Raw genomic sequence first — 17,140 nt, 5'->3', positions numbered from 1 at the left:
TATCTTGAAGTAAGCGGTCGTTAACCAGTGACCAGGTGCCTCCGATCGGGCATACTCACAGGGCGCAGCCGCTGGTCAGCAGCTTCCGTGACCCGGGAGACGCGAGCAGCGGCCGGCGCCCAGTGAGACCCGGCGGAGCCGCCCCACCCCACGGCGTGCGTCCGCCAGCGCCCTACAGGGAGGAGAGCGTCGCCATGCCCGACCGCGCCCCGCAGCCGGTGGACCGGCAACTGCCCACGGACGAGGCCCGGGACCTGATCTCGCTCGTCCGCGACATCGCGCAGCACGAGATCGTCCCGAGGGCGGCCGAGGAGGAGGACGCCGGGCACTTCCCGCGCGAGGTCTTCACCCTGCTCTCCCGCACCGGCCTGCTCGGCCTGCCCTACGACTCCGAGCACGGCGGCGCAGACCAGCCGTACGAGGTCTATCTCCAGGTCCTCGAAGAACTCGCCGCCGCCCGCCTGACCGTCGGCCTCGGCGTCAGCGTGCACACCCTCGCCTGTTACGCGCTCGCGACCTACGGCACCAAGGAACAGCAGGTCGAGCACCTGCCCGCGATGCTCGGCGGCGGACTGCTCGGCGCCTACTGCCTCTCCGAACCGTCCTCCGGCTCGGACGCGGCCTCGCTGCGCACCAGAGCGGTCCGGGACGGCGACCACTGGGTGATCACCGGGACGAAGGCCTGGATCACCCACGGCGGAGTGGCCGACTTCTACACCGTCATGGCGCGCACCGGCGAGGAGGGCCCGCGCGGGATCACCGCGTTCCTGGTGCCGGCCGACGCGGACGGCGTGAGCGCGGCCGCGCCGGAGAAGAAGATGGGCATGAAGGGCTCGCCCACCGCCCAGGTCCACTTCGACGGGGTGCGCGTGCCGGACGGCCGGCGCATCGGTGACGAGGGGCAGGGCTTCGCGATCGCCCTGTCCGCCCTCGACTCGGGGCGGCTCGGTATCGCGGCCTGTGCGATCGGGCTGGCCCAGGCGGCCCTCGACGAGGCGGTCGGATACGCGACCGGGCGACAGCAGTTCGGGCGGCCCATCGCCGACTTCCAGGGGCTGCGCTTCATGCTCGCCGACATGGCGACCCAGATCGAGGCGGGTCGGGCGCTGTACCTCGCGGCGGCGCGGCTGCGGGACGCCGGTCGGCCCTTCGCCAAGCAGGCGGCCATGGCCAAACTGCACTGCACCGACACCGCGATGAAGGTCACCACCGACGCGGTCCAGGTCCTCGGCGGGTACGGCTACACCGCGGACTTCCCGGCCGAGCGGTACATGCGCGAGGCCAAGGTCCTGCAGATCGTGGAGGGCACCAACCAGATCCAGCGGATGGTCATCGCCCGTCACCTGGCGGGGCCGGAGACCCGCTGAACTGCCCTGGCCTGACCTGCGGTGCCGCGAGTCGGACCCACTCCGCGTCGTGGCGCCCCGGCAGGGTGCGGCCGCCGTTGGCCCAGGTGCGCATCAGATCGCGGTAGATGGGCGGGTCCTGGGGCGGTGGCGGCGGGGCCGGCAGCACGGGTGGAGCGACCAACGGAACCGATTCTGCGAACGGCGCGTGTGCCGGTGCATAGGTGTAGGTCATGGCTGGGCAACGGGGAGAGGGACGGTCGGGTCACGGCCCGCGCAATCGCGCGTGAGTTCGCGGACGTCCGGCCGGACATCTGGTCACCCGCACCGGCCTGACGTACCGTCAGCTCTCCGCAGGCAGGCAGGCAGGCCGGCCGTGACCGACGACCGCCCCGTACCGCTCGACGAGTACCCCGTGCACCAGGTGCCCCTGTCCATGAAGTACGTGGCGACCGGGGACCGCAACGCCTACGACCGCTGCATCTTCCACGTCCTCGACCACGACGGACACGCCCTGCTGATCCTCGGCCTCGGGGTGTACCCCAACCTCGGCGTGATCGACGCGTACGCGACCCTCCGCCTCGGCGACACCCTGCACACGGTGCGCGCCTCGGACGCCCTGCGGGCCGACGCCCGGACCGACCTGGCCGTCGGCCCGCTGCGCATTCACGTCGAACGCCCGCTGCGCGACTTCGTGCTGAGCTGCCGGACGGCGTCGGACGACCCGGACGGGCTGTCGTACGAGATCAACTGGACGGCCGACTTCCCGGCCCTCTGGGAGCCGCACCACCTCCAGCGGCGGGGCGGCCGGCTCACCCTGGAGGGCAGGCGGTTCGTGCAGGCCGGGCACTGCGACGGCTGGGATCCGGGCGGGCGGTCGCGAGATCCGGGTGCGGGGCTGGACCGGGACCCGCGACCGCAGCTGGGGTGTGCGGCCGGTGCCGGGGGAGGAGGGTGGCCGCTTCGCGGAGGAGCACCCGACCGAGGGCTTCCACTGGATCTGGTGTCCGGTCCGCTTCGACGACCGCTTCCTCATGGTGATCGTCCAGGAGGACGCCGACGGCCACCGCTCGCTCAACGACGCGTTCCTGGTCCGCCCCGGCCACCGCGACCACCAACTCGGCCGGCCGCAACCGGAGATCACCTACCGCTCCCCGGCACCCGCCACCCCGAACGAGCCCTCGTACACCTCGGCGACATTCGCAAGCCCATGGAGCTGGAGGTGGAGGTCCTCACCTCCTCACCGCTCGCGCTCGGGGCCGGTTACCCGCCGGCCGACGACTGGCAGCACGGCACCTGGCAGGGCCGCGACTGGACCGACCGCCGCACCTACGTTGTACGCCGCCCTGCGCATCGCCTACCGCCAGGCGCACTTCGGGGAAGTGGCCGTACCGGCGGACCCGGACACACTGATCCTGCACCACGGCAGCGTGCGGGCCATGGTGCAGGGCAGCTACTGGGACTGAAGGAGAGGGCTCAGGCGGCCTGACGGCGCATCACCGGCACGCGCATGGGGCGCGAACCCGGGCCACCCACGTGCGAGAACGGCTGGGTCCGCCAGTCGAGTCCCTGGGGGAGCGTCAACAGCAGGGCCGTGTCCTGCTCCTGGGGCTCCGCCGACTCGTCCGCAGACCGGGCCTCGGAAGCCCTGCGGCCCGTACCGGCGCAGACCGTGAGGCCGAAGGGGTTCCACGGAGAGGCGCACAGCGCGTGCTCCGGCAGCACCTCCTCGTCCGCCAGCAGGGCGATGGACTGCGTGCAGTCCGGGCAGATCACCCGGTACATCTCGAAGGTGTCGTACGCGTCGAACTCGTCGTCGAGAGCGTCGGGTTCGACACCCTCCGGCTCGGACTCGACGACCGTCAGGCGCTTGGGCGCGGTACGACCAGGGCGCTTAAGACTCTGCATTGGGTTCTCCCCCTCGGGCTGGGCCGTGAAGGCACTGCGGCCTCGACCACAGCAAGCACTTCCCGTCCCGTCATGGCGGTAATCACGAGAACATCACGGAGGACTTCACGGGGGTGTGGCCTTCGTCACATGCCGCTTGCAGGTGCCCGTGGCGGTCGCTTTGTCCCCTCGGGCGGCCCACAGATACCCCTGTAACCACTGGCCACATCACGAACCGGGCATGACCTGGGCCGCTCAGGTATCCGAGGAGATCGGGCGCACTGTAGGTTCTGCGCCATGGAGGAGCTGGACCGACAAATCGTGCAGCTGCTCGTCAAGGACGGGCGGATGAGTTACACGGACCTGGGCAAGGCCACGGGCCTGTCCACGTCGGCCGTGCACCAGAGGGTGCGACGGCTGGAGCAGCGGGGTGTCATCCGCGGGTACGCCGCGGTGGTCGACCCCGAGGCGGTGGGCCTGCCCATGACCGCGTTCATCTCGGTGAAACCGTTCGACCCCAGCGCCCCCGACGACATCGCGGACCGCCTGTCCGGCGTCCCCGAGATCGAGGCCTGCCACAGCGTCGCGGGCGATGAGAACTACATCCTCAAGGTGCGGGTGGCGACTCCACATGAGCTGGAGGAGCTGCTGGCCCGTCTGAGGTCGTTGGCGGGCGTCTCCACTCGCACGACGGTGGTCCTGTCGACTCCCTACGAGGCCCGCCCACCCCGCATCTGATCCCACAGGGACTGCACCCACCCGAGGGGCGCGGGGCTGTGTCGATAGGCGGCTCCGCCACGCGGGCGCGACAAGCCACGACGGACCGGAACCCGCAAGACAACCCGCACCCCCGTGGCGAAATGCCCCCTGAAACACTGTCCCTCATGAGCCAACAGCAGACCGTCCTCCTCCGCCGCGGCGAGATCCACAGCCCCGCCGACCCCTTCGCCACCGCGATGGTCGTCGAACGTGGACAGGTGGCCTGGGTCGGCTCAGAAGGCGCCGCAGACGCATTCGCGGACGGCGTCGACGAGATCGTGGACCTGGACGGCGCTCTGGTCACCCCCGCGTTCACCGACGCACATGTGCACACCACCGCCACCGGCCTCGCCCTCACCGGCCTCGACCTCTCCGGCGCCCCCTCCCTGGACGCCGCCCTGAACCTCGTACGAGAGTTCGCGGCCGCCCACCCGAACGACCCTGTCCTCCTCGGCCACGGCTGGGACGCCTCCCGCTGGACCGCCGACCGCCCGCCCACGCGCGCGGAACTCGACGAAGCCACCGGTGGCCGCCCCCTCTACCTGAGCCGCATCGACGTCCACTCGGCGGTGGCGACGACCGCCCTGCTCGACATGACGTCCCTCGGAGCAGTGGACGGCCCCCTGACGGCCGACGCCCACCACGCCGTCCGCTCCAAGGCGCTCGCCTCCGTCTCCCCGGCCCAGCGCAAGGAAGCGCAACGCGCCGCGCTCGCCCACGCCGCCTCCCTCGGCATCGGCACCGTTCACGAATGCGCAGGCCCCGAGATCTCCTCCGAGGACGACTTCACCGGCCTGCTCGGGCTCGCCGCGCAGGAAGCCGGCCCACGGGTCGTCGGCTACTGGGCCGAACAGAACGTCGACAAGGCGCGCGAGCTCGGCGCGGTCGGCGCCGCCGGAGACCTCTTCGTGGACGGCGCCCTCGGCTCGCACACCGCCTGCCTGCACGAGCCGTACGCCGACGCCGGGCACACCGGCATCGCCTACCTGGACGCCGCGGCCGTGGCGGCCCATGTCACCGCCTGCACCGAGGCGGGCCTCCAGGCGGGCTTCCACGCGATCGGCGACGCGGCCGTGACCGCCGTGGTCGAGGGCGTCCGCGCGGCAGCGGAGAAGCTCGGACTCGCCCGCGTCCGCGCCGCCCGGCACCGCGTCGAGCACGCCGAGCTGCTCACCCCCGAGGCGATCGCCGCCTTCGCCGAGCTCGGGCTCACCGCCTCCGTCCAGCCCGCCTTCGACGCCCTGTGGGGCGGCGAGGACGGCATGTACGTCCAGCGCCTCGGCGGGGACCGGGCGGGCCGTCTGAACCCCTTCGCGGCGCTCCTGCGCGCCGGTGTCCCCCTCGCCTTCGGCTCCGACAGCCCGGTCACCCCGCTCGACCCCTGGGGCACGGTCCGTGCCGCCGCCTTCCACCACACCCGCGAGCACCGCGTGTCCGTGCGCGCCGCCTTCACCGCCCACACCCGCGGCGGCTGGCGGGCGATCGGCCGCGACGACGCGGGCGTCCTGGTGCCCGGCGCCCCCGCGGACTACGCCGTGTGGCGCACCGACGAACTGGTCGTCCAGGCCCCCGACGACCGGGTCGCCCGCTGGTCCACCGACCCCCGCTCCGGCACTCCCGGTCTGCCCGATCTGACGCCGGGCCGTGACCTGCCCGTCTGTCTGCGCACCGTGGTCGGCGGACGGACGGTCTTCGCAGGGCCGGTCGAGTGATCTCCGGGGGTGGCGCGGCCCCGATCGGCCGCCGCCGCCCTGTCGCGCGACCTGCGCATCCTCCGCGCTGACCAGGGCATTGACGGCAGACGCCCAGGTCAAACAACTGTTGACAGCCGACGGCAGGGGGCCGGTAGGTTCGGCCGGGTCCACCACCGGACGCCCGACCGGGGAACCTCCGCCGAGTCGTCGCAGCGCCGCTGGGTCAGGGACGGTGTGCCGCACCGGAACACCGCCACTGGGAGCCAGGCTCAGCGCTCGCGCCACGGCGAGGGAACGTTCCGTCCGGCCGGGGAGGTGTGACCCGGGTGGGGCCCGGGCGCTCAGTAGACAACGGCTTTAGGTCGACCCGCAGCCAGCGGGCCCCAGGTCGGCCCGAAGGGCGCCGGGCCCCCATCCGCAGCTACCGCCACGACCTTACAAGGGCGAAAATCGGACTCTTACCCCGCTCTTGTGGAAACGACACCAGCATACGAACGCCTTGTCACGTCATCGCAGGCCGAGCCCACTATGGTGGACGCCTGAGCAATGACTCGAAGGGGCAGCAGTGAACGACGGCGACGGGACCCTGACGGCACAGGGGAGGCGGTTCGGCCCGCTCGGCACGGCGTTGGTGATCATCCCGACCTACAACGAGGCGGAGAACATCAAGGCCATCGTCGGCCGGGTACGCAAGGCCGTCCCGGAGGCGCACGTCCTCGTGGCCGACGACAACAGCCCCGACGGCACCGGCAAGTTCGCCGACGAGCTGGCGGTCGACGACGACCACGTCCAGGTCCTGCACCGCAAGGGCAAGGAGGGTCTCGGCGCCGCTTATCTCGCGGGCTTCCGCTGGGGCCTGGAGCACGGCTACGGCGTCCTGGTCGAGATGGACGCCGACGGCTCCCACCAGCCCGAGGAACTGCCCCGCCTGCTGACCGCCCTCAAGAGCGCCGACCTGGTCCTCGGCTCCCGCTGGGTGCCCGGCGGCCGTGTCGTGAACTGGCCCAAGTCCCGCGAGTTCATCTCCCGCGGCGGAAGCCTCTACTCGCGCGTCGCCCTCGACCTGCCCCTGCGTGACATCACCGGCGGCTACCGCGCGTTCCGCCGCGAGACCCTCGAAGGTCTCGGCCTCGACGACGTCGCCTCCCAGGGCTACTGCTTCCAGGTCGACCTGGCCCGCCGCGCGGTCAAGGCCGGCTACCAGGTCGTCGAGGTGCCGATCACCTTCGTCGAGCGCGAACACGGCGACTCCAAGATGAGCCGCGACATCCTGGTGGAGGCCCTGTGGCGGGTCACCACGTGGGGTGTGGGGGAGCGGGTCGGCAGGATCACAGCGCGGGGAAAGCGCCCACAGTCGTAGGCGTACGACCTCACAGCCGCGGTTGATCAGCCCCTTATCCCGTGCTGAGCCGCGCCCAGGCACACTGGACGCATGACGACAGGCGCTCCGACCCCCACATACCCCGTCCGGCCCCGCCGTTCCCGTATGCGCACCTTCCTGCCGCTGGGCGTCGCCGCCTGGCTGGTGCTGGAGATCTGGCTGCTGACCGTGGTCGCGGGCGCGGCGAGCGGTTTCGCGGTGTTCCTTCTGCTGGTCGCCGGCTTCGTGCTCGGCTCGGTGGTGATCAAGCGGGCCGGCCGCCGTGCCTTCCAGAACCTGAACGAGGCGCTCCAGCGGGGCGGCGCCCCGTCGAGCTCCGGCAGCGGCGGCAACGGCCTGATGATGCTGGGCGGCCTGCTCCTGATGATCCCCGGTCTGATCTCGGACGCGGCGGGCCTGCTTCTGCTGCTCCCGCCGGTCCAGAAGGCCATCGGCCGCTACGCCGAGCGCACCTTCGACCGCAAGCTCCGCGCCGCCGCCCCGGGCACCCTGGGGGACGCGTTCCAGCAGGCTCGTATGCACCGGCCTGACGGCAAGGTGGTCCAGGGCGAGGTCATCCGCGAGGACCGCCCCGAACCGCGGGACACTCCGAAGCCGCCGCTCACGGGCTGAACCCCCGTCCGGGCGCGGACAGCGTCAGGGCCCGGACGGCGCGAAACCGCGGGCGCCGTACGTCGACTTCACGTACGGCGCCCGCGGTTACCTATTGCGCTGTTTTCCGGCTCAGTCCCGCAAGGACTACGCCGACTTGCGGCTGTCCCGGGGATGAACAGCGATGTTCATCGCCCCGGAGCGCAGAACCGCCAGACGCTCCTCGAGGACCTCTTCGAGTTCCTCACGGGTGCGTCGCTCCATCAGCATGTCCCAATGCGTACGCGCGGGCTTGGCCTTCTTCTCTTCAGGGCCGTCGCCGTCCACCAGGAGTGCCTGGGCCCCGCAGACCTTGCACTCCCACTCCGGCGGGATCTCCGCCTCGACCGAGAAGGGCATCTCGAAGCGATGTCCCTTCTCGCATGCGTACTCCACGGCCTGGCGCGGGGCCAGGTCGATGCCGCGGTCCGTCTCGTAGCTGGTCACCACGAGGCGCGTGCCGCGAAGAGCTCGCTCACTCATGAATCGTGCCTCCCGGGCTTGTCGCCCACAGGACAGGTGTCGCTGTCGTCGTCATACCGGTCAACGTCCGGTCGGCGGTAAAGATTCCCGTTCCGGGTCCCGTCCCGGGCAAATGCGTCGCCGTCGTAGCCGCCCCTTGTTGTACCCACCAGCGCCCGGTTTGTCACATCTGCTAGCAGATGTGACCCAGCGTTTCGGCATCTTTGACGCGCAGTAACGGTACGCCTGGCAGGCCAAACGCGTACACTACAGCGCTTTCGCGTTGAACGCTAAATCCTTTCGGGTACCGGATTGCCCGCGTCGCTGATCGCCCGCCGCACCGGAACCCTTGCGAGCAGGGCGAATCCGATGACGAAGAAGGCCACCAGGGAGATGATCGCGTCCCGATAACTTCCGGTTACCTGGTAGGTGATCCCGAACAGCAGCGGGCCCAGCCAGCTCATGCCACGGTCGCTCATCTCGTACGCCGAGAAGTACTCGGCCTCCTTGCCGGGCGGGACGAGGTGGGAGAAGAGGGAGCGCGACAGGGCCTGGCTGCCGCCGAGCACGAGCCCGATGCCGGCGGCCAGGACGAAGAACCACACGGGGGCACCGGCGGGCAGGAAGTACCCGGCCCCCAGGACCACCGCCCAGGCCACCAGCGAGCCGAGGATCGTGCGCTTGGCCCCGTACGTCCGGGCGATCCGGCCGAGGGCCAGCGCCCCCGCCACCGCCAGCACCTGTACCAGAAGCACGGCCGCGATCAGCGTGGACTGCCCGAGGTCCAGTTCCTCGGAGCCGTAGATCGACGCCTGGGAGATCACGGTCTGGATGCCGTCGTTGTAGACGAGGTACGCGAGCAGGAAGGCGAGGGTGAGCGGGTGGCGGCGCATGTCGCGGACGGTGGCCGCGAGCTGCCGGAAGCCGGGGGCGGTGGGTTCTTGGTCGTCCCTCCCAGAGGAGCGGCGGTCGCGCAGCCGTCGTAGCGGAATCAGTGCGAAGGCGCCCCACCACAGACCGGCCGAGGCCAGACAGATGCGGACCGCGGCGCTCTCGGAGAGGCCGAAGGAGTCGTGGCCCATGTAGAGCACGAGGTTCGCGACCAGGACCAGGGCGCCCGCCGCGTAACCGAAGGCCCAGCCCTTGGACGAGACCGCGTCGCGCTCCTCGGGCGGGGCGATCTGCGGAAGGTAGGAGTTGTAGAGCATCGTGCCGACGGCCGCCGCGGCGTTCGCGACGACCAGCAGGACCCCGCCGAGGAGATACCGCTCGCCGCCCAGGAAGAACATGCCGGTCGTCGCGGCGGCTCCGGTGTACGCGGCCGCGGCCAGCAGGGGCTTCTTGCGGCCGGTGCGGTCGGCGGCGACACCCACCAGAGGCATCACCAGCACGGCCACGACCACCGACAGGGACACCGAGTACGCGAAGAAGGAACCGGCGCGCACCGGGATGCCCAGGGGATGGACGTACCCGTCGGAGTCCGCCGCGTTCTTGGCGACCGAGGTCAGATAGGGGCCCAGGAACACGGTGAGCACGCTCGTCGAGTAGACGGAGCACGCCCAGTCGTAGAAGTACCAGCCGCGCTGCTCGCGCCGCCGGTCGGCGGCCTCGTCCGCCGAGCCCGCCCGCACGGTGTCGGTGCCCACCCGTGCCCTCGCTTCCCCGTGAAGTGCCGTGCGTAGGCCGGGGGGACGGGCGGGTCGGTCGTGGGTCAGACCCAGACGCCCCGGTCCTCCATGACCTTGCGCAGTGTGTCGATGTGATCGGTCATGATGCCATCGACTCCCAGGTCCAGAAGCCGGTGCATGCGATCGGCCTCGTTGACGGTCCACACGTGCACCTGGAGCCCGCGCGCGTGAGCAACGCGTACGAAGCGGTGGTCGACCACCTGGATGCCGGACTGGACCTCGGGCACCTGGGCGGCGACGGCCGAGCGGCGCAGTGCCGCGGGCACTCCCCAGGAGCGCAGCCGCAGGTTGAGGACGCCTCTTGTGCCGTACGACGTCGCCAGGCGCGGCCCGGCCAGCCGCTGGGCGCGCACGACCCGTGCCTCGGAGAAGGAGCCGACACAGATGCGGTCCCAGGTGTTGGTGCGCTCGATGAGGTCCAGCAGCGGCTGGAGGGCCGGCTCGGCCTTGATGTCGACGTTCCAGCGGGCTCCGGGGAAGGTCTCCAGGAGCTCCTCGAAGAGCGGCACCGGCTCCTGGCCCGCCACGCGCGCGTGCCGTACGTCCGTCCAGGGCAGGTCCGCTATCCGGCCGGCTCCGTCGGTCACCCGGTCCAGTGTCGTGTCATGGAAGGCGACGAGCTTGCCGTCCGCCGTGGCGTGGACGTCGGTCTCCAGGTAGCGGTAGCCCGCCTCGACCGCCCGCCGGAACTGGAACGCGGTGTTCTCCAGGCCGTCCGCCGCCCCGCCCCGGTGGGCGAAGGGGATGGCGCCGGGATGGTCGAGGTAGGGGTGGCGTATCCGCGAGGTCACGGACGCAGTATCGCTCCCTGCGGTTGCCCGGTGGCAACGACCGTGCTGCCGTCGGATGCCGGGCGGACGGCGAACACCCGCAGGAAGAGCTGGGCGAGCGGGCCGATGGCCAGGGCGTAGAGGATGGTGCCGACGCCGATCGTGCCGCCGAGGACGAAGCCCGTGACCACGACGGCCACTTCGACCGCGGTCCGCATCAGCCGGATCGAGCGTCCCGTCCGCCGGTGCAGACCGGTCATCAGGCCGTCCCTGGGGCCCGGTCCGAAGTCGGCGGCGATGTAGAGGCCGGTGGCCACACCGTTGAGCACGATCCCGGCGAGGAGCAGAGGGATCTGCGCGGCGAGACCGTGCACCGTCGGCACCGCCGCGAGGGTGGCGTCCATGGCGATGCCGACCACGAAGACATTGGAGACCGTGCCGAGTCCCGGCCGCTGGCGCAACGGGATCCACAGGAGCAGCACCGCCGCGCCCACGACGATCGACACGACGCCGATGGACAGGCCCGTCAGCTCGGCCAGCCCTTGGTGCAGCACTCCCCAGGGCTCAAGGCCCAGGCCCGCCTCGACGAGCAGCGCCGAGCTGGCCCCGTACAGAGCGAGTCCGACGTACAGCTGGATCAACCGTCGCCCGAGACGGCTCTTCGTGGACAAGGTGGGTCCCCCTGTGGTGGTAGTGGCCTGACGCATGACACCCTGTGGCCATGGATGGCATGCCATCCATGGCCAATTCGGGGAAGGTGGACTGATTTCAGTGGCGCAGTGGACCTCGGCGATGGGTGCCGCGCAGCTCGCCCGGCTGCTCAACTCCCAGCAGGACCGCCCGGCGGGCCCCGGCACCCGCCGCCCGCCGGCCTACCGCGCGCTCGCCGACGGCATCCGCCTGCTGGTCCTGGAGGGCCGCGTTCCGGTGGCCGCCCGGCTGCCCGCCGAACGCGAGCTGGCCCTCTCCCTCTCCGTCAGCCGTACGACCGTCGCGGCGGCCTACGAGGCCCTGCGCGCCGAGGGATTCCTGGAGTCCCGGCGCGGCGCGGGCAGTTGGACGGCCGTACCGGCCGGCAACCCGCTCCCCGCGCGTGGCCTCGAACCCCTCCCGCCCGAGGCCCTCGGTTCCATGATCGACCTGGGCACCGCCGCCCTGCCCGCCCCCGAACCGTGGCTGACGCGCGCGGTGCAGGGCGCCCTGGAGGAACTGCCGCCGTACGCCCACACGCACGGCGACTATCCGGCGGGTCTTCCGGCGCTGCGCGCGATGATCGCCGAGCGGTACACCGCCCGCGGCATCCCGACGATGCCGGAGCAGATCATGGTGACGACGGGGGCCATGGGCGCGATCGACGCGATCTGCCACCTCTTCGGCGGCCGGGGCGAACGCATCGCGGTGGAGTCGCCGTCCTACGCGAACATCCTTCAGCTGATGCGGGAGGCGGGCGCCCGGCTCGTGCCCGTCGCGATGGCGGAGGGGCTGACCGGCTGGGACCTCGACCGATGGCGTCAGGTGCTGCGGGACGCGGCGCCGCGGATCGCCTATGTCGTCGCCGACTTCCACAATCCGACCGGCGCGCTGGCCGGTGAGGACCAGCGGCGGCAGTTGGTGGAGGCGGCGCGGTCCGCGGGGACCGTGCTGGTGGCCGACGAGACGATGAGCGAGCTGTGGCTGGACGAGGACGTCTCGATGCCGCGTCCGGTGTGCGCCTTCGACCCGGCCGGCTCCACCGTGGTCACCGTCGGCTCGGCCAGCAAGGCGTTCTGGGCGGGTATGCGGATCGGGTGGGTCCGCGCGGCACCGGACGTGATCCGCAGTCTGGTCGCCGCGCGCGCCTACGCCGATCTCGGTACCCCTGTACTGGAGCAGCTGGCGGTGAACTGGCTGTTCAGCACCGGGGGCTGGGAGCAGGCCGTGGAGTTGCGGCGGGTCCAGGCTCGGGACAACCGGGACGCGCTGGTGACGGCTCTGCGCAAGGAACTGCCGACGTGGGGGTTCGAGGTGCCCAGGGGTGGGCTGACGCTGTGGGTCCGGGTCGGGGGCTTGTCCGGTTCGCGGCTGGCGGAAGCGGGGGAGCGGGTGGGAGTGCGGGTGCCGTCGGGGCCGCGGTTCGGGGTCGACGGGGCGTTCGAGGGATATGTGCGCCTGCCGTTCACGGTCGGTGGCGCGGTGGCCGAGGAGGCGGCGGCCAGGTTGGCCGCGGCGGCGCGGATCGTGGAGAGCGGTGGGTCAGGCGGCGGGGAGTCCCCTCGAACCTTCGTTGCGTGAAGCGCCTTTAGGGGCGCGGGGCTCTGTCGATGTGCGGCTTCGCCGCGTGGGCGCGATCAGCCCCCACGCACCGGCAGCTGCTCGACAACCGCCCGGAGTTACGGCGCGTCGGCGACTACCGCCTCCGCCGGCACGTCCTCCACAGGAGTGGTCCGCGCCGGCAACAACGCCAGCACCGCCTGCCGATCCACCTCACTCGTCGCGTCGTCGTACGGATCCGGAGTCGCCGGCACCTGAATCCGATGCACCGGGCCCGTACCCAGGCGGGCGTACCCACGACCGGCAGGCACCTGCGCCACCGGCGTCGTGTGCGGCGGCGCCCCCAGCACCGCCTCCAACTGCTCCGGCGTCGCAGACCCCAGCACGACACGCGCGCGTGTGTGCTGCCGCACCGGCTCGCTCAACGCCTCCGAACTGTCGAACTGTTCGGCCACCACCACCGTGACGTTCGCCGCACGCCCGTGCCGCAGGGGGACCTGGAGCAGGGACTGCGGATCCTTGCGGCCGTCCGCGGCGGCCAGGTGGGCGAAGGCGCTCGGACGGTCGAGGAGGATCCACAGCGGGCGCTTGGTGTCGTCCGGCGGCGGCTGGCCGGCCTGCCGGGCCCGGTTGGTCGCGATGAGACGGCGCTCCGTCTCGGTCGCCGCCCATTCGAGGCTCGCCAGCGCACCCGCCAGCCCGCACTCCACCGCGAGGACGCCGTCCCGCCCGGTCAGGCACGCGTACTCGCCGGTGCCGCCGCCCTCGACGATGACGACATCGCCGTACTGAAGGGCCTGGAGCGCGATCGAACGCAGCAGGGTCGAGGTGCCGCTGCCCGGCTGGCCCATGACCAGGAGGTGCGGTTCGGTGGAGCGGATGCCGGTGCGCCAGACGACCGGCGGGACGTCGCGCTGCTCGTCGCCGTAGCCGAGCGGGAGCGTGCGCTGGACCTGGGTGGGGTCGGTGAAGCCGAGCACCGTCTCGCCCGGGGCGGTGACGAAGCGCTGGGCGGTGATGTCGGTGGGCAGCGGGGCGAGGACGGTGACCGTGAGCTCGTTGCCCTCCTCGTCCCAGGTGAAGTGGTACTCCCGGCCGCGGCCCGACTTGGCGTGCAGCAACTGTTCGATGCGGGCCCGGGACTCGGCCTCGCCGTCGGTGAAGTACGCCGGGTAGCGGATCAGCAGGTGGGTGATGCGGCCGCTGCCGTCGAAGTCGTACGCGGGGAAGGCCTTCTCCCACTCGCCGCCGTGCGTGTAGAGCGGGTCCGGGTCCTCGGCGGCCGAGAAGTACGGGACGAGCGCGTCGTACAGCGACCTCAGACGCTGTGTCTGCGACTCGTCGGGGCCTTCCGGTTCCGGCTGACTGCGGTCCCGGCCGTGCCACGCTGCCGCCGCCATCACGGAGATGACGGCGAGCAGCGGGCCGTACGGAACGAGCGCCACGACCAGGACCACCGTGGCCACCAGGAAGAGCAGTGGCCCGCGCTTGTCCTTGGGGGTCTCGGCCCACCTGCGCCGCGCGGCCGCGGCCAGGCGGCCGAAGCCCCGGGTGATCGTGATCAACGGGTGGAGGACGTCGGTGGCGCTGTCGGCCGCCGTCCGGGCCAGCTCCCGGCTCCGGGCGATCTGCGCGCTGCCTGTGCTCAGGATGCGGGGGAGGGGGCGGCGGGCCACGGCTGTCTCCTGAAGGTGCGTACGGACGGAAGGGGCGGCGTCAGAACTTGATGCCGCCGAGGAGGCTCGCCAGGCTCTCGCCACCGGCCTTGATGCTCGGGGCGATGGCCGTGCTGGCCAGGTAGAAGCCGAACAACGCCGAGATCAGGGCGTGCGAGGCCTTGAGCCCGTCCTTGCGGAAGAAGATGAAGACGACGATGCCGAGCAGTACGACACCCGAGATGGAGAGGATCATTTCGTGCTCCTGGTTCGTGGGGACAGTCACCATGAGTACTTCCAGGATCACAGCATGTATCCATACGACAAAAGGTGCAAATGGGTGAAATTCTTTTGATTTCACTGGGTTGGCAGAGTCGTGTGATCTTTACCTCCGGCACTTCGGGTCATGTGCCGCGCGAGCCAGTACCCTTGCGATTCACCTGAACGGTTGCATGAGAGGCGGACCGGCCGATGACTGAAGCCCCCGACCCCGAGGTCGTGGAGCTGGCGACCAAGATCTTCGATCTGGCCCGGCAGGGACAGACCGAGGCGCTCGTGGCGTACGTCGACGCGGGTGTCCCGGCCGGCCTCACCAACGACCGCGGGGACTCCCTCGTGATGCTCGCCGCCTATCACGGGCACGCGGACGCGGTACGTGCGCTGGTGGCCCGTGGGGCGGCTGCGGGCGGAGTCAACGACCGGGGTCAGACACCGCTCGCCGGGGCTGTCTTCAAGGGCTCCGCGGACGTCATCAAGGCTCTGCTGGAGGGCGGCGCCGACCCCTCCGAGGGCACCCCCTCGGCCGTCGACACGGCCCGGATGTTCGGCAGGGCCGAACTGCTCGACTTGTTCGGCGCACACTGATCCGTCTGTTCTGACCAGCGAAAACAAGGAAAACGGGGGAGGCGGTACAGGGCCGCCGAAATTTCGGTCGCGGCAGATGTAAGTGCCGAGTCATCATGACGTCGTGGTTCACGGACGGGATGGCTGGGCAGGTGATGCCGCACCGCGTGGACCGTGAAACGGTCCGCATGGGCCACCGACGAGAGGCAGAGGAAGATGGCTTGCAGCAAGCAGGAAACGGCGGGCGCCCCGACGTGTTGTCACGCGGCCAGGTAATGCACGTCCCCGGTTGCGTCGACGCTTGATGTGAGGCTGTTTCCCATGTTCGATCCGGTCATAGCGCCCAGCGGTACGCTGCTCGGCCTGCTTCAGCGGGGCCGCGGCGACGGCACGCTGCACGCGCTCACCGCCCCGCGCGCCGAGGCGCTCGCGGCCCTGAACCACTGCGTGCTGCGCGATCCCCGCCACGACTGGCAGGTGGAGAACCGCTCCCTTTACTACGCCCGTCTCTACCTCGACCTCAACGGCGAGCTGGACGAGATCGAGGCGCACCTCTTCGAGGTGGACGACGTCTTCGACACCGAGGAGTCACGCACGGGCCTCGCCCTCGCCGTCCTCGGCCACCTCGCCTCCTATGGCAGGCGCGACGCGCTCGAACTGCTGCGGAGGTACGCCGCCTCAGGCTCCAACTGGGCCTGGGCGCTGGACGAACTGGCGCTGCGCGACGATGACGCGGGCCTGCGTTCCCTGGCCGCGCCCGTACTCGCGCGGTTCGCGACCGATCCGGAGGGCGAGGCCGAGCTGGCCGCCGCCGTCCGTGACGCCTTCGAGCCGAGGCCATGGCGGCTGTGGGCCGACGATCCCCGCGAATCGGTCTCCACCCGTGTGCGTGCCGCTCAGGAGGCCGGCTGTTTCGACCGCTGGCAACGCCAGATGCGACCCGCCGGGCCCCGACCGGGGTGGAGCGTGCAGGCCGTCTTCGAGTGGGCACAGCAAGGGGTCGAGCGGGGGGCCGCGCTGCATGTGCCCGCTGCCCGCTGCCTGACCGCCGTCGCAGGCCCCGAGGACCGGCCCGACATCCTCGCGGCCGCCAAGGACGGCACCGACGGGGCCCGCTGCACCGCCCTGCGCTATCTCGCCGACAGCAATGATCCCGAGGCCTTCGACCTGATCGAGGCGGCCGTCGTCACCGGCTCGACAGCCGTCGTGGAGGCCGCGCTCGACTCGTTCGAACGCATGCGCAGTATCGCCGCCGTCGACCGGGCCCGCGGCTGGGCCCGACGGCCCGATCCGTTGGGCGCCGCCGCCGGACGCATGCTCGCCTGCCTGGGCGGCGTCCAGGACCGGGACCTGGTGCTCGCGGCCCTCCGGGAGGCCGTACGGGGTGAGGGCCCCGACGCGCCGACCCTGTGGACCCTCGTCGACGGCACCGGACGGCTGGGCATCGCCTGCGCCGCCCCCGTGCTGCGCCATATCTACCGGGAGACGGCGTCCTCCCATCTCCGCGGCCGCGCCGCCCACGCGCTCGCCGCCACCGACCCCTCCTTCGCCACCGGATTCGCCGTCGAGTGCCTCTGGGACTGCGAGGAGACCACTCGCGAGATCGCCGCCCGGCACGCCGAGACCGGTGACGCCCGGGTCGTGGAACGACTGCGCAGGCTCGCCGCCGATCCGGCCGAGGAGACCGAGGTGCAGACCGTGGTGCGCAGCCGCATCGGACCGGACACGGCCGCCATGTGAAACCGGCCCCGGAGGTGAACCGGTGGGCACCGTCA

The 17,140-nt window shown here is 71.4% G+C and carries 16 protein-coding genes and 2 pseudogenes; 10 read left to right on the top strand and 8 right to left on the bottom strand.

The genetic code is table 11. The annotated features are described in order from the left end of the window. The first annotated feature begins 194 nt into the window (after nt 1-194). On the top strand, nt 195-1,367 hold the full coding sequence (locus tag AB0D34_RS38560) for an acyl-CoA dehydrogenase (RefSeq protein ID WP_362670653.1): 1,173 nt from the start codon (nt 195-197) through the stop codon (nt 1,365-1,367). On the opposite strand, the gene AB0D34_RS38555 is transcribed toward AB0D34_RS38560, so the two are convergent. Next, entirely contained in the window at nt 1,330-1,581 is a 252-nt protein-coding gene (locus AB0D34_RS38555) for a hypothetical protein (RefSeq protein ID WP_362670651.1), read from the bottom strand. The two genes, AB0D34_RS38560 and AB0D34_RS38555, sit on opposite strands and share 38 nt — an antisense overlap. Nucleotides 1,582-1,722: 141 nt before the next feature. Here AB0D34_RS38555 and AB0D34_RS38550 point away from each other — a divergent pair. Then, nucleotides 1,723-2,697, top strand: a pseudogene (locus AB0D34_RS38550) (hypothetical protein); the annotation flags it as partial. After that, nucleotides 2,693-2,812, top strand: a pseudogene (locus AB0D34_RS38545) (phosphotransferase family protein); the annotation flags it as partial. The pseudogenes AB0D34_RS38550 and AB0D34_RS38545, both read left to right, overlap by 5 nt. A 10-nt stretch (nt 2,813-2,822) precedes the next feature. On the opposite strand, the gene AB0D34_RS38540 reads toward AB0D34_RS38545, so the two are convergent. Further along, nucleotides 2,823-3,254, bottom strand: coding sequence for a hypothetical protein (locus AB0D34_RS38540; protein ID WP_362670649.1), 432 nt, complete (start codon nt 3,252-3,254; stop codon nt 2,823-2,825). 276 nt (nt 3,255-3,530) lie between these two features. On the opposite strand from AB0D34_RS38540, the gene AB0D34_RS38535 reads away from it, so the two are divergent. The 4 genes from AB0D34_RS38535 to fxsA all read left to right on the top strand — a co-directional run bounded on the left by AB0D34_RS38535 (nt 3,531) and on the right by fxsA (nt 7,679). Further along, on the top strand, nt 3,531-3,971 hold the full coding sequence (locus AB0D34_RS38535) for an Lrp/AsnC family transcriptional regulator (protein ID WP_189419067.1): 441 nt from the start codon (nt 3,531-3,533) through the stop codon (nt 3,969-3,971). 146 nt (nt 3,972-4,117) lie between these two features. Continuing rightward, entirely contained in the window at nt 4,118-5,704 is a 1,587-nt protein-coding gene (locus AB0D34_RS38530; RefSeq protein ID WP_362670647.1) for an amidohydrolase, read from the top strand. Between the two features lie 547 nt (nt 5,705-6,251). Continuing rightward, entirely contained in the window at nt 6,252-7,046 is a 795-nt protein-coding gene (locus tag AB0D34_RS38525; RefSeq protein ID WP_362670646.1) for a polyprenol monophosphomannose synthase, read from the top strand. Between the two features lie 72 nt (nt 7,047-7,118). Next, nucleotides 7,119-7,679 (top strand): FxsA family membrane protein, encoded by a 561-nt coding sequence (fxsA, locus tag AB0D34_RS38520; RefSeq protein WP_362670644.1) that lies wholly within the window; start codon nt 7,119-7,121, stop codon nt 7,677-7,679. Nucleotides 7,680-7,805: 126 nt separating this feature from the next. Here the strand turns inward: fxsA and AB0D34_RS38515 are convergent, their stop codons facing one another. The 4 genes from AB0D34_RS38515 to AB0D34_RS38500 form a co-directional block, all read right to left on the bottom strand. Continuing rightward, nucleotides 7,806-8,180, bottom strand: a complete 375-nt coding sequence (locus tag AB0D34_RS38515) for an RNA polymerase-binding protein RbpA (protein ID WP_003977404.1) — start codon at nt 8,178-8,180, stop codon at nt 7,806-7,808. A gap of 269 nt (nt 8,181-8,449) precedes the next feature. Beyond that, nucleotides 8,450-9,805 carry an MFS transporter gene (locus AB0D34_RS38510; RefSeq protein WP_362670642.1) on the bottom strand — a complete coding sequence of 452 codons (1,356 nt, stop codon included), beginning with the start codon at nt 9,803-9,805 and terminating at the stop codon, nt 8,450-8,452. A 65-nt stretch (nt 9,806-9,870) separates the two neighbouring features. Continuing rightward, on the bottom strand, nt 9,871-10,638 hold the full coding sequence (locus AB0D34_RS38505) for a glycerophosphodiester phosphodiesterase (RefSeq protein ID WP_362670639.1): 768 nt from the start codon (nt 10,636-10,638) through the stop codon (nt 9,871-9,873). Beyond that, nucleotides 10,635-11,324, bottom strand: a complete 690-nt coding sequence (locus tag AB0D34_RS38500; RefSeq protein ID WP_362670637.1) for a hypothetical protein — start codon at nt 11,322-11,324, stop codon at nt 10,635-10,637. Before AB0D34_RS38500 ends, AB0D34_RS38505 begins: the two co-directional genes overlap by 4 nt. A 64-nt stretch (nt 11,325-11,388) precedes the next feature. Between AB0D34_RS38500 and AB0D34_RS38495 the strand changes: the two genes are divergently transcribed. Further along, nucleotides 11,389-12,888 (top strand): PLP-dependent aminotransferase family protein, encoded by a 1,500-nt coding sequence (locus AB0D34_RS38495; protein WP_362670635.1) that lies wholly within the window; start codon nt 11,389-11,391, stop codon nt 12,886-12,888. A 98-nt stretch (nt 12,889-12,986) separates the two neighbouring features. Here AB0D34_RS38495 and AB0D34_RS38490 read toward each other — a convergent pair whose 3' ends face one another. Continuing rightward, nucleotides 12,987-14,543, bottom strand: coding sequence for a hypothetical protein (locus AB0D34_RS38490; RefSeq protein WP_362670633.1), 1,557 nt, complete (start codon nt 14,541-14,543; stop codon nt 12,987-12,989). Between the two features lie 40 nt (nt 14,544-14,583). Further along, entirely contained in the window at nt 14,584-14,778 is a 195-nt protein-coding gene (locus tag AB0D34_RS38485) for a hypothetical protein (protein ID WP_007380617.1), read from the bottom strand. 215 nt (nt 14,779-14,993) lie between these two features. Here AB0D34_RS38485 and AB0D34_RS38480 point away from each other — a divergent pair, with 215 nt between their 5' ends. Together AB0D34_RS38480 and AB0D34_RS38475 are read left to right on the top strand one after the other, a co-directional pair. Beyond that, nucleotides 14,994-15,386, top strand: a complete 393-nt coding sequence (locus tag AB0D34_RS38480; protein WP_362670630.1) for an ankyrin repeat domain-containing protein — start codon at nt 14,994-14,996, stop codon at nt 15,384-15,386. A 300-nt stretch (nt 15,387-15,686) separates the two neighbouring features. Further along, complete coding sequence (locus AB0D34_RS38475; RefSeq protein WP_362670627.1) at nt 15,687-17,105, top strand: HEAT repeat domain-containing protein; 1,419 nt, start codon at nt 15,687-15,689, stop codon at nt 17,103-17,105. Nucleotides 17,106-17,140 lie beyond the last annotated feature (35 nt).

The sequence above is a fragment of the Streptomyces sp. NPDC048420 genome, assembly GCF_040651535.1.
Classification (GTDB): Bacteria; Actinomycetota; Actinomycetes; order Streptomycetales; family Streptomycetaceae; genus Streptomyces.
This window is presented reverse-complemented; position numbering and strand designations above follow the sequence as displayed.